This is a genomic window from Flavobacterium sp. K77 (genome assembly GCF_021608205.1).
In the GTDB taxonomy this organism is placed as follows: Bacteria; Bacteroidota; Bacteroidia; order Flavobacteriales; family Flavobacteriaceae; genus Flavobacterium; species Flavobacterium turcicum.
The window spans coordinates 100,865-113,690 of record NZ_JAKIHO010000006.1; the positions used below are offsets into that span (position 1 = coordinate 100,865).

At 35.6% G+C, this 12,826-nt stretch carries 8 protein-coding genes; 5 read left to right on the forward strand and 3 right to left on the reverse strand.

The annotated features are described in order from the left end of the window. The first annotated feature begins 260 nt into the window (after positions 1–260). Genes hutH through L1S34_RS11690 form a run of 3 tightly spaced genes read left to right on the forward strand, consistent with a single transcriptional unit; the run spans position 261 to position 3,846 of the window. A complete protein-coding gene (gene hutH / locus L1S34_RS11680; RefSeq protein ID WP_236364165.1) occupies positions 261–1,775 on the forward strand; it encodes a histidine ammonia-lyase in 1,515 nt (504 codons plus the stop codon). A 49-nt stretch (positions 1,776–1,824) separates the two neighbouring features. Further along, positions 1,825–2,469, forward strand: a complete 645-nt coding sequence (locus tag L1S34_RS11685; RefSeq protein ID WP_166133731.1) for a DUF47 domain-containing protein — start codon at positions 1,825–1,827, stop codon at positions 2,467–2,469. Between the two features lie 30 nt (positions 2,470–2,499). Then, positions 2,500–3,846 (forward strand): inorganic phosphate transporter, encoded by a 1,347-nt coding sequence (locus L1S34_RS11690; RefSeq protein ID WP_236364166.1) that lies wholly within the window; start codon positions 2,500–2,502, stop codon positions 3,844–3,846. A gap of 83 nt (positions 3,847–3,929) precedes the next feature. Here L1S34_RS11690 and L1S34_RS11695 read toward each other — a convergent pair whose 3' ends face one another. The 3 genes from L1S34_RS11695 to L1S34_RS11705 all read right to left on the reverse strand — a co-directional run bounded on the left by L1S34_RS11695 (position 3,930) and on the right by L1S34_RS11705 (position 8,603). Further along, on the reverse strand, positions 3,930–4,457 hold the full coding sequence (locus tag L1S34_RS11695) for a DUF421 domain-containing protein (RefSeq protein ID WP_236364167.1): 528 nt from the start codon (positions 4,455–4,457) through the stop codon (positions 3,930–3,932). Positions 4,458–4,540: 83 nt separating this feature from the next. Then, the gene (rimK, locus tag L1S34_RS11700) at positions 4,541–5,923 is read right to left on the reverse strand and encodes a 30S ribosomal protein S6--L-glutamate ligase (protein ID WP_210789980.1); all 1,383 of its coding nucleotides are present in this window, start codon (positions 5,921–5,923) and stop codon (positions 4,541–4,543) included. A gap of 133 nt (positions 5,924–6,056) precedes the next feature. Continuing rightward, positions 6,057–8,603, reverse strand: a complete 2,547-nt coding sequence (locus tag L1S34_RS11705) for an ATP-dependent Clp protease ATP-binding subunit (RefSeq protein ID WP_236364168.1) — start codon at positions 8,601–8,603, stop codon at positions 6,057–6,059. 256 nt (positions 8,604–8,859) lie between these two features. Between L1S34_RS11705 and gyrA the strand changes: the two genes are divergently transcribed. Both gyrA and L1S34_RS11715 read left to right on the forward strand, forming a co-directional pair. Continuing rightward, on the forward strand, positions 8,860–11,502 hold the full coding sequence (gene gyrA, locus L1S34_RS11710) for a DNA gyrase subunit A (protein ID WP_236364169.1): 2,643 nt from the start codon (positions 8,860–8,862) through the stop codon (positions 11,500–11,502). A 38-nt stretch (positions 11,503–11,540) separates the two neighbouring features. Beyond that, positions 11,541–12,809 (forward strand): tetratricopeptide repeat protein, encoded by a 1,269-nt coding sequence (locus tag L1S34_RS11715; RefSeq protein ID WP_236364170.1) that lies wholly within the window; start codon positions 11,541–11,543, stop codon positions 12,807–12,809. Positions 12,810–12,826: the final 17 nt, after the last annotated feature.

The window sequence follows — 12,826 nt, forward strand, 5'->3', positions numbered from 1 at the left end:
CATATCTCAGTATTCGTATTTATATTCCTTTTTTGATCAAGAAAAAGTAGGAAATAAATCCTGGGTTTTAGCTGAAACAATACCCCGAAATGAAGATTTGATTCGAATTCTAGTTGTGAACTACATTAAAAGCTATGTATCTCACTTACAGTTTTCACCAGAATCATTAAGATTTGTTCAATCTTTTTTTGAAATAAAATGCAACTGGTATTGTGTAATCCTAAAGAATTAATCACTTTTACTTTCCAAATAGAAAACCGATGAATTCAACGCATTATATTACAAGTGAAACTCTTGATTTTGATCTGTTACACAAAATAATCAATCAAGATAAAAAACTGTGCTTATCGGAGGAGAGCAAAGACAAAATTTTAAGTTGTAGAACCTACTTAAACAAAAAAATGGAGTTGCAAGCAACACCCATTTACGGCATTAACACAGGTTTTGGATCACTTTGTAATGTCAAAATTTCCAAGGATAACTTAGCGCAATTACAAGAAAATTTAGTCAAGTCGCATGCTTGTGGTACCGGAAATAAGGTCCCTTTACCCATTGTGCAGCTTATGTTGCTTTTAAAAATTCAGTCTTTGAGTTATGGTTATTCCGGTGTACAACTCGAAACGGTTGAGCGCTTGATTGCTATGTACAACAATAAAATTTGGCCAGTTGTCTATGAACAAGGCTCTTTGGGAGCATCGGGCGATTTGGCTCCGCTTGCACATTTGGCATTGCCTTTACTTGGAGAAGGAGAGGTGTATTTTGAGGGCAAGATAGTTCCGACTGAACAGGTAATGCGTTTTTTTAATTGGGAACCTATTGTTTTACAATCAAAAGAAGGATTGGCTTTATTGAACGGAACTCAGTTTATGAGTGCTTATGGAGCTTATGTAAGTTTGAAAGCAGCTAAAATTTCGTATTTATCAGATTTAATTGGAGCCATTTCATTGGAGGGTTTTGATGGCAGGATAGAACCGTTTGATGCGTTAATTCACCAAATCAGACCTCACAAAGGACAATTGGCAACAGCCGAAAGGATTAAAGAATTTTTAGAGGGAAGTACAATTATTTCACAGCCAAAAGTTCAGGTTCAAGATCCGTATTCTTTTCGATGTATGCCGCAAGTTCATGGTGCTTCAAAAGATGCTATTGCCTATGTACAGCAAGTTTTCAAGATAGAAATAAACTCGGTAACCGATAACCCAAATATTTTTGTAGACGAAGATCAGATTATTTCTGGAGGAAATTTTCACGGTCAGCCATTAGCTTTAGCGCTTGATTTTATGGCTATTGCATTAGCGGAGTTAGGTAGTATTTCTGAACGTAGAACCTTTCAGCTTATTTCAGGAACGCGCAATTTGCCTCCGTTTTTGGTTGATAATCCAGGATTGAATTCGGGTTTAATGATTCCGCAATACACCGCAGCAAGTATTGCAAGTCAAAACAAACAATTGGCAACTCCTGCAAGCGTTGATAGCATTGTATCTAGTAATGGCCAAGAAGATCACGTGAGTATGGGTGCAAATGCAGCGACGAAAGCCTTACGAGTTCTTGAAAATGTGGAGCGTATTTTAGCTATTGAACTGCTCACAGGAGCTCAAGCAATAGCTTATCGAAGACCTCTGCAGTCTAGTCCGTTCATAGAAAGTTTTTTGATAGTTTACCGCGGCGAAGTCCCGTTTGTCAAAGAAGACAGAATATTGCATTATGATATCGAAAAGACAATTGCTTTTTTGAACTCTTTCGATATTGAAAGCGATTTGTTAATGTTAACTTAACATTCGCGCTGAATAATGAAGTAATTTTGCCAAACTAAATTTAAATGAAATGAACATTAATAATTTTTTCCAATTTTTGGTTCCAAAAGACAAAAAGTTCTTCCCTCTTTTCGAAGAAGCTTCAAGCAATTTGATTGAAATTGCTGAAAATTTACACGAAGCAGTTAATTTACCTTTGAAAGAGCGTGAAATTCTTTTTCAAAAAATTGATGTGTTGGAACAAAAAGGAGAGGACATTGCCCGTCAAACTAACTTAGAATTGAGTAGAAATTTCATTACTCCGTTTGATAGAGAGGATATTCACTCGTTAATTACTGCTATTGATAACGTTGCAGGTAACCTTCACGGTGCAGCAAGTAGAATGCGTTTGTACCAAGTTGACAAAATCACGAAATCGATTCGTAAGTTGACTGAAATCAATTTAGAAGCTTGTCAAAACATCGATGTTGCTATTCGCGAATTGAGAGATTTGAAAAAAATGAAGAATATCACTGATGCTTGTGCTCGTATCAATAAATTAGAAAACAAATCGGATAACGTTTATGACAAAGCGGTTTTAGATTTGTTTGAAAATGAAACAGATGCAAAAAACATCATCAAGTACAAAGAAGTATTATCTGTTTTAGAAACGGCAACTGATAAATGCAAAAGTGTTGCAGGTGTTTTAGAATCTATTTCTGTGAAGCACTCTTAATTCAATCCGTTTTATTCTGAAATTATAAATATGGAATTTACTCTTTTAATAGTAATCATAGTCTTAGCATTAATTTTTGATTACATCAATGGTTTTCATGATGCTGCTAATGCGATTGCGACTGTAGTTGCTACAAAGGTTTTGACGCCTTTTCAAGCCGTTGTGTGGGCCGCTTTTTTTAACTTTTTGGCATACTGGGTTTTTGGTTTTGGTGTTGCAGATACTGTTGCAAAAACAGCCAACACCATGGAAATTGATTTGGTAGTAATTCTAGCCGGTGTTATTGCAGCCATTATTTGGAACTTATTTACATGGTGGCAAGGTATTCCTTCTAGTTCGTCACATACTTTAATTGGTGGTTTTGCTGGAGCAGCAATTGCTCATGCCTTAATGGTGCACGGTTTTTCTTCTTATACTACAGGTACAGGTGCCGAAATGGAGACAGCCTACTGGTACGACACTGTAAACTGGTACACAGCCGGTAAAGATGGAGGTTTCCCTTCTGGAGTTCTTGTTATCATTGCTTTTATCGTTTTAGCTCCTTTATTGGGTGCTTTAATGTCTTATTTAATTTCTATTTGGTTGCTTAATGCTTCCAAAAGAGAAATTGGACCAAAAATATTTACTGTTTTTGTAATCTTACTGACAATTTGGTTTGTTGAAAGTCAAATGATTTATTACGATGCTATTGTAAAACCTCGTTTTGAATCGCATTTTTGGAGTGTGGTTTTTGAAACACACAACATCAAGTGGTTTTTAGTAGCGTTCATAGTACTTTCAATAAGTGGATTTTGTCTAATCTTTAGTAGCTTAAATTTACATCAATCAACAGAATGGTTAAAGAAGATGCAATTACTGTCTTCTGCTGCCTTTAGTTTGGGGCATGGTGGAAATGATTCTCAAAAAGTAATGGGAATTATAGCTGCTGCTGTAACAGTGTATATTCAAACAAGCGGTATTTCACAAGATATGATGCCTGAGTGGTTGGATGTTGTTTTACCAAACGATGAGGGTGTTTTCAAAATGCCGGAGTGGATTCCGCTTGCATGTTACTCTGCCATTGCAGCAGGAACTTTGAGTGGTGGATGGAAAATTGTTAAGACAATGGGATCTAAAATTACAAAAGTAACTTCATTTGAAGGTGTCGCGGCAGAAACTGCAGGAGCATTAACATTGTATTTTACAGAGCATTTTAAAGTTCCTGTTAGTACGACCCATACGATCACTGGTTCTATTATTGGTGTAGGTTTAACAAAACGTGTTTCAGCTGTTCGATGGGGAATGACAGTAAGTTTGATGTGGGCTTGGGTACTTACAATTCCAATCTCAGCAATATTAGCTGCACTTGTTTATTACTTGTTTCGCATTTTTATCTAAACAAAATATTATAAAAAAAAAACCATTCTCAGAATGGTTTTTTTTATAGCTATTTTTTTCTGACTTCGTACTATATAATATCATTATAGATCTGTAAAACTCGTGGGCTGTTTCGAATGATGAGTATTTTTTCGTTTGTGGAAGGTTTGTCTAATGTTTTCTTTGCCTGAAATGATACTTATATTACCATCAATTTCTAACATTGCAAGTTTTACATCTTTAAAATGTTCGACTCCGTGTTCGCGCATAGCTTCTTTTAACTCGTCCGATGTGATGTTCAATTTGCTTAATGATTTAAAATCGAGATTACCATTATGGATCAATACTTCTGGTTTTTCTTGCATGAAATTACTAAAACTAGGGTATTTGTACATTAGTTTTTTTAAAGTAAAATTAATAGTAAAAAGAACCGAAGCTGCTGCTAGTCCGCCCCATAAACTGGTATTATCTCCAACCATTGCATTTTGGACTGAATTGCTTATGAGTAAAATTAATATAACATCGGCTGTATTCAACTGAGATAGTTCTTTCTTTCCAAAGAGCCGTAATGCAACCACCATAAAAAAATAAACGGCACTACTTCTAAGAATTATAGTTAAGTACTCGTTCATTTTTTTAGGTTTATTATTTTATTTTTTTCTTCAGGCAGATCAAAGTTTAAATCATTTATTGGCATGAAAAGTCCATCAGGAATTTATTTAAGCTCTATTTTTTGTCTGAAGTTCTTTTCAATTGCTTTAATCATTTCGCCAGCAATATCTTTATTGGTGGCTCCTTCAATACCTTCAAGACCAGGAGAAGAATTTACCTCAAGTAACAAGGGGCCTTTTGAAGATCGAATAATATCAACACCCGCCACTTTTAAGTCCATTGCTTTAGTTGCACGAATGGCGATCTTCTTTTCTTCTGGAGTCACTTTAATAACTGATGCAGTTCCCCCGAGGTGAATATTAGCTCTGAATTCTCCTGGCATTGCTTCACGTTGAATAGCAGCAACTACTTTTCCGTCAATTACAAAGCATCTAATATCTTTACCATTAGCTTCTTTTATGAATTCTTGAACCAAAATATTAGCATTTAAGCTTTTAAAGGCGTTAATAACACTTTCCGCAGCTTTTTTAGTTTCTGCCAAAACAACACCTTTTCCTTGGGTACCTTCAAGTAATTTTACAATTAAAGGAGAGCCACCTACCATTTTAATTAAATCATCAGTATCCAAAGGTGAATTTGCAAATCCCGTTGTAGGAATAGCAACACCATGATTGAGTAACAATTGTAAAGAGTATAATTTGTCACGCGACTGAGTAATAGCATTAGATGAGTTCAAGCAATAAACTTTTAAAGCCTCAAATTGTCTTGTCAAAGCACAGCCGTAAAAAGTGATACTTGGTCTTATTCTCGGAATTATCGCGTCAAATTGATTTAGAATCTTACCACCACGATAGTGAATTTCAGGAGTTTTAGCATCCAATTTCATGTAGCACTCCTTTATGTTCAAAAAGTGCATTTCATGGCCTCGCATTTCGCCGGCTTCCATAATACGTTTGTTGCTGTATAATTCTGGGTTACTGGCCAAAAGTCCGATGCGTAATCCTGAACTTGCTTTTTCTGAATTTTTATACAATTCTTTTAAAGTATCGCTGGAAGGCTGTCCTAGTAAATATTTTTGTTCAGGATCAACTAAAACTCTTCCGCTCATTGCTTCACGACCCAATAACATACGAAAACCCATGGAGTCACGATTGGTCAAAGTCATTTCTATAGGCCATTGCCCGCTACCAAGTTGAACATTAGTTTGGATTACATAGCGGTGTTCTCTAAAACCACTTGAACTTTTTACAATACGTTTGTCTACTAGTGGAGCTTCGCAGTGAATTACTGTTTTTAAGTTATTTTGAATGGGATTGATGTCAAATTTTACCCAGTTACTATCGTTTTTGATAAAGGGTGCGATGTTAATGGCATGTAATGCTGATGTTTTAGCACCTGAATCGACACGGGCTTTTATGGTAGGAATGCCTAATTCTGGAAAAGAACACCATTCTTCGCTACCTAAAATTACTTTATTATCTGACATAAATTGCGGATTTAATCTTATTTTAAAATTCAAATGTAGCTATTTGTTTTCACAAAATGTTGGTTTACTGTAAAGAATAAACCCGTTATGTTATAAAAACGTAACGGGTTTATTATCAATTAAAAAGTGGTTTTTACAAATTGGTAGCTTCTCCAGCTTTGTGCACTTTTACAGTTAATTCCTGAGCTCCTTCTTCTATATCCATGAATATTTCGTCGCCTACTAGAATTTTTGAAGTAATTATTTCTTCGGCGAGTGTGTCTTCTACATATTTTTGTATCGCTCTTTTTAGTGGTCTAGCACCAAATTGTTTGTCAAACCCTTTATCAGCTATAAATGCTTTTGCAGTATCTGAAAGGTTTAAATTATAACCCAATTCAGCCACACGAGCATATAGTTTTTTCAGTTCGATTTCGATAATTAAATCAATATCATGTTTTTCAAGTGCATTGAAAACAATAACATCATCAATACGGTTCAAAAATTCAGGAGCAAATGTTTTCTTCAAAGCATTTTCAATAATACTTTTCGAATTGTCATCTGCTTGAGCCACTTTTGCAGCTGTGCCAAATCCAACGCCTTGACCAAAATCTTTTAACTGTCTAGCACCCACATTAGATGTCATGATGATAATTGTATTTTTAAAATCAATTTTTCTGCCTAAGCTATCCGTTAAAAATCCGTCATCAAGAACTTGAAGTAACATATTAAATACATCAGGATGTGCTTTCTCAATTTCGTCTAATAACACTACGCAATAAGGTTTTCTTCTTACTTTTTCAGTAAGTTGACCTCCTTCTTCATAGCCTACATATCCTGGAGGCGCACCCACTAATCTTGAAATGGCAAATTTCTCCATGTATTCGCTCATGTCAATACGGATTAACGCATCTTCTGAGTCGAATAATTCTTTTGCTAAAACTTTAGCCAATTGCGTTTTACCAACTCCTGTTTGACCAAGGAAGATAAACGATCCAATTGGTCTATTTGGGTCTTTTAATCCTGCACGGTTACGCTGAATAGAGCGTGCTATTTTAACAACGGCTTCTTTTTGACCAATAACTTTGTTCTCAATTAGCTCTGGTAATTTGGCAAGCTTGTTACTTTCTGTTTGCGCAATACGATTTACCGGTATGCCACTCATCATGGAAACTACATCGGCAACATTGTCCTCTGTAACTTCTATGCGGTTGTTTTTAGCGTCCTCTTCCCATTGCTCTTGAGCAATAGCAAGATCTTTTTCGATGCGTTTTTCATCATCTCTAAGTTTTGCAGCCTCCTCGTATTTTTGTTTTTTAACCACTACATTTTTCATCTCGCGAACTTCTTCTAACTGACGCTCAAGATCTAAAATTTGCTTTGGTACTTCGATATTGGTAATGTGTACACGCGAACCTGCTTCGTCAAGTGCATCAATTGCTTTGTCTGGTAAAAATCGCTCAGACATATATCTGTCGGTCAATTTTACACAAGCTTCAATTGCCTCAGGTGTAAAGGTCACATTGTGGTGATCTTCGTATTTGTTTTTGATATTGTTCAAAATCGTAATTGTTTCCTCAACTGATGTAGGTTCAACAATGATTTTTTGAAAACGTCTTTCCAATGCGCCATCCTTTTCAATGTATTGACGGTATTCATCAAGAGTTGTAGCTCCAATACATTGAATTTCTCCACGAGCCAAAGCCGGCTTAAACATATTAGATGCATCCAATGAACCTGTAGCGCCACCTGCTCCCACAATAGTATGGATTTCATCGATGAACAATATAATGTCATCGTTTTTTTCAAGTTCGTTCATGACTGCTTTCATACGCTCTTCGAACTGTCCGCGGTATTTTGTTCCAGCTACTAAACTTGCTAAATCTAAAGTTACCACTCGTTTGTTAAAAAGTGTACGCGAAACCTTTTTTTGAATAATGCGGAGCGCTAAACCTTCGGCAATTGCTGATTTTCCCACTCCGGGCTCACCAATAAGTAAAGGATTGTTTTTTTTGCGACGGCTTAAAATTTGCGATACGCGTTCTATTTCTTTCTCGCGTCCTACGACAGGATCTAGCTTGCCCTCTTCGGCCATTTCGGTTAAGTCACGACCAAAATTGTCCAGAACTGGAGTTTTTGATTTTTTATTGGATTTGTTTGTCGGATTGTTGAAAGTTCCTTCTTTCAAACTGTCATCTTGTCCTGAATCGTCATTGTAAGACTCATTGCGTGGCAAGTTTTCTCTGAAATCTTCGTCGTTTGGCGTCATATTAATGTATTGTTCTTTGGCTATATCATAATCTATTTTTAGCTTATTCAATAGCTTGGTTGTAGGATCGTTCTCGTTTCTTAAGATACATAGCAGCAAATGTGCGGTACTTATCGAGGTACTTTGGAATACTTTTGCTTCTAAAAAAGTAGTTTTTAAGGCGCGCTCTGCCTGCCTAGTCAAATGTAAATTTTTCTTTTCTACATTGACCTCTAGGGTAGGGCTTGCAGGACTTAATATTTCTACTTTTCGGCGCAAATGTTCTAGATCAATATCTAGGTTGTTCAATATCTGAATCGCTTTTCCGCTGCCATCTCTCAAAATACCTAACATTAAATGCTCAGTACCTATAAAGTCATGACCCAAACGTAAGGCTTCTTCCTTACTGTAGGTTATAACGTCTTTTACTCTTGGTGAAAAATTATCATCCATATTATATATTTGATCTCGTAAATTTAATGAATTGCATTTTGAAAAACAAAAACCGTTCCTCTTGTTGCGCATGTCAGCTAAGAGACAAAAAATATCACGATTTAAGAGTTAAATTTACCTTAAATTATCAACTAAAAGCGGGTTTGATTTTGTTAATAAATCATTGAAATATGTTGCTGTAAAGTGGTAAAAAAAAATCTAAAAAGTGTATCTTGGCACGTTTTGAAACTAATATAATATTTTAATATAACAACTTATGTCTGAAGGAGAAAAGTTAATTCCTATTAACATAGAAGATGAAATGAAGTCAGCTTACATTGATTATTCAATGTCTGTAATTGTATCTCGAGCGCTTCCAGATGTTAGAGATGGTTTAAAGCCTGTACATCGAAGAGTTCTTTATGGTATGTATGATTTAGGAGTTTTTTCAAATAAAGCCCATAAAAAATCCGCAAGAATTGTAGGAGAGGTTCTTGGTAAGTACCACCCACACGGTGATACTTCTGTATACGATGCCATGGTGCGTATGGCTCAGGAATGGAGCATGCGTTATTTATTAATTGACGGTCAAGGTAACTTTGGGTCTGTTGATGGTGATAGTCCTGCAGCAATGCGTTATACTGAGGCTAGAATGCGCAAGATTTCTGAAGAAATCATGGCAGATATCGAAAAAGAAACAGTCGATTTTCAATTGAATTTTGACGATACTTTATATGAACCTAAAGTAATGCCCACGCGTGTTCCGACTTTATTAATAAACGGCGCAACAGGAATTGCAGTAGGTATGGCTACTAACATGCCACCACACAACCTTACCGAAGTAATTAATGGAACATTAGCTTATATCGACAATAACGATATTGAGATTGACGAGTTGATGACACATATTAAAGCACCTGATTTTCCAACAGGAGGTATTATCTATGGGTACGAAGGAGTTCGTGAAGCTTTCAAAACTGGAAGAGGACGTATTGTCATGCGTGCTAAAGTTGGTTTTGAAGAAGTAGATGGAAGGGAGTGTATCATTGTTACTGAAATTCCATACCAAGTCAATAAAGCAGACATGATTAAGCGTACTGCTGATTTGGTAAACGATAAAAAAATCGATGGTATTGCTAATATTCGTGATGAATCGGATAGAAACGGAATGCGTATTGTGTACATCTTAAAACGTGATGCTACTCCAAACGTAGTTTTAAATACACTTTATAAGTTTACACAATTACAGTCTTCATTTAGTGTAAACAACATCGCCTTGGTAAAAGGACGTCCGCAAATGTTGAATCTGAAAGATATGATTCATTATTTTGTAGAGCACCGTCATGATGTGGTTATTCGTAGAACACAATTTGATTTGCGCAAAGCCGAAGAAAGAGCTCATATTTTAGAAGGATTGATTATTGCTTCGGATAATATTGACGAAGTAATAGCATTGATTAAGGCGTCTAAAAATACGGAGGAAGCTCGCAACAAATTGATGGAGAGATTTCAGTTATCTGATATTCAATCTCGTGCCATTGTTGAAATGCGTTTACGTCAATTAACAGGTCTGGAGCAAGACAAGTTAAGAGCGGAGTACGAAGAGATCATGAAATTGATTGATCATTTAAGAGCATTATTAGCTGATATTAATTTGAGAACGGCTTTGATAAAAGAAGAACTCGAAGAAATTCGTGATAAGTATGGCGATGAGCGTCGTTCTACTATTCAATATTCTGGTGGAGATGTTAGTATTGAGGATTTGATCGCCGATGAAAATGTTGTAATTACAATTTCGCATGCAGGATATATCAAACGTACCAACTTAACAGAATACAAAACTCAAAATAGAGGTGGAGTTGGACAAAAAAGCGCAGGAACTCGTGATCAAGATTTCTTAGAACACATGTTTGTAGCTACAAACCATCAATATATGATGTTCTTTACCCAAAAAGGGAAATGTTTCTGGATGCGTGTGTACGAAATTCCAGAAGGAAGCAAAACAGCTAAGGGTAGAGCAATTCAAAACTTAGTGAATATTGAAAGCGATGATAAAGTGAAAGCTTTCATTTGTACCCAAGATCTTAAGGACAAAGATTATATCAATAGTCACAACTTAATTATGGTTACAAAACAAGGTCAAGTGAAGAAAACTTCATTAGAAAAATACTCAAAACCGCGTGTAAATGGGGTGGCGGCTATTACAATTAAAGAAGGTGATGAGTTACTTGAAGCAAAATTAACTGATGGCGAAAGTCAAATTATTTTAGCGGTTAAATCAGGTAAACTGGTTCGTTTTGAGGAAACTAAAACGCGACCGATGGGTAGAACAGCATCTGGAGTTCGCGGAATTAGCTTGAAAGACGATTCGGATGAAGTAATTGGCATGGTTACTGTTGCTAAAGATAATATTAACGATTCACAAATTCTTGTTGTAACTGAAAACGGATACGGAAAACGTACCAAATTAGTTGACGAGGATGGAGAAGATGTGTACCGTATTACTAATCGTGGTGGTAAAGGTGTCAAAACACTTAATATTACCGAGAAAACAGGAAACTTAATATCGATTAATGCAGTTACTGATGCTGATGATTTAATGATTATTAATAAATCAGGACTTACAATCAGAATGGCAATTGAAGATTTACGTGTAATGGGGCGTGCAACTCAAGGAGTGAAATTGATCAATTTGAAAGGTAAAGACTCAATCGCGGCGGTAACTAAAGTTATGAAAGACGATGTTGCCGAGGTTGTTGTTGATGAGGATGGAAATGTTTTAGAAACAGTTGCTATCGAAAGAGTTAAACCTGTATTGGAAGTGCTAGAGGAAGAAGTTGTTGAAGAAGATGAAGACGACGAAGATGAAGTTATCGAGGACGACGAAGATGTTGAAGACGAAGAAGAATCTGAAGAATAAACATAAATTAAAACAATTATAAATTAAATTAGAATACCATGAACAGTAAATATGTAGTATTAGCATCAGCGTTATTGATATCAGTAACTACTTTTGCTCAAAAAGACCAAATTAAAGCTGCTGAAAAGGCTTTAAAAGGTGGTAAATCTCAAGAGGCGGCCACATTTTTAACTGAGGCGGAGTCATTAATTGCTAATGCAGCAGATGCTGAAAAGGCACAATTCTTTTTTGTTAAAGGAAATACATACCTAGATTTAGCTAATAAAAATGTAAATACAGATGCTAGTCTTTCAACCGCTGCAAAAGCTTTTCAAGATTTGCTTGATGCTGAAAAAGCTTCAGGGAAATCAAAATTTTCTGCACAAGCAACAAAATCAGTAACTGATATCAAAATTAAATTGATCAATAGTGCTATTGCAGATTCTAAAATTGAAAAACATGCAGAAAGTTCTAAAAAGTTATATGATGCCTATTTGTTAGATAAAAAAGATACAATCAATTTGTACTATGCAGCTTCAACTTATGTAAATGCTAAAGATTACGACAAAGCTTTGGAACTTTATGGGACTCTGAAAACTTTGAATTATTCTGGTAAGGGCACCAGTTTTTTTGCAGTAAATAAGTTAACTTCTCAAGAGGATTACTTTACAACTGCACAAGAAAGAGACCGTATGGTGAAACTTGGTACACATGAAAAACCAAGAACAGAGGTTGTACCTTCAAAAAGAGGAGAGATTATTAAAAACATGGCTTTAATCTTGGTTGAAAAAGGAAGAGTTGAGGAGGCTAAAAAAGCAATTTCAGAGGCACGTAAAGCAAATCCAGAAGATGGGTCTTTGGCTTTGACCGAAGCTAATTTGTACCTAGAAACGAAAGACTATGACACTTACAAAAAACTAGTTTCTGAAATTTTAGAAAAGAATCCGAATGATGCCGAGCTAATTTTTAATTTGGGTGTTCTTAGCGCTAATGCGAAAAACGTAGTTGATGCTGAGAAATATTATAAAAGAGTAATCGATATCAATCCTCAATACGTGAATGCTTACATTAATCTTGCTGCCATGAAATTGGAAGATGAGAAGGTAATCATTGATGAGATGAATAAATTAGGAAATTCTACTAAAGATCAAAAACGTTACGATGAATTGAAAAAGAAAAGAGAAGATTTGTTCAAAGCAATGATTCCATTCTTAGCAAAAGCAGTTGAATTAAACCCAACAAATCAAGATGTATCTAAAACATTATTAGGTGTTTATAATGCTCTTGAAATGACTGCTGAGGCAAAAGCTTTGAAAGCAAAAATGTAATTCAAAATTATATTTAA

Bases quoted from the DNA above. Each gene is read 5' to 3' on its own strand.
- L1S34_RS11690 (WP_236364166.1), top strand. From the start codon at position 2,500: ATGGAATTTACTCTTTTAATAGTAATCATAGTCTTAGCATTAATTTTT.
- hutH (WP_236364165.1), top strand. From the start codon at position 261: ATGAATTCAACGCATTATATTACAAGTGAAACTCTTGATTTTGATCTG.
- gyrA (WP_236364169.1), top strand. From the start codon at position 8,860: ATGTCTGAAGGAGAAAAGTTAATTCCTATTAACATAGAAGATGAAATG.
- L1S34_RS11695 (WP_236364167.1), bottom strand. From the start codon at position 4,457: ATGAACGAGTACTTAACTATAATTCTTAGAAGTAGTGCCGTTTATTTT.
- L1S34_RS11685 (WP_166133731.1), top strand. From the start codon at position 1,825: ATGAACATTAATAATTTTTTCCAATTTTTGGTTCCAAAAGACAAAAAG.
- L1S34_RS11705 (WP_236364168.1), bottom strand. From the start codon at position 8,603: ATGGATGATAATTTTTCACCAAGAGTAAAAGACGTTATAACCTACAGT.
- rimK (WP_210789980.1), bottom strand. From the start codon at position 5,923: ATGTCAGATAATAAAGTAATTTTAGGTAGCGAAGAATGGTGTTCTTTT.
- L1S34_RS11715 (WP_236364170.1), top strand. From the start codon at position 11,541: ATGAACAGTAAATATGTAGTATTAGCATCAGCGTTATTGATATCAGTA.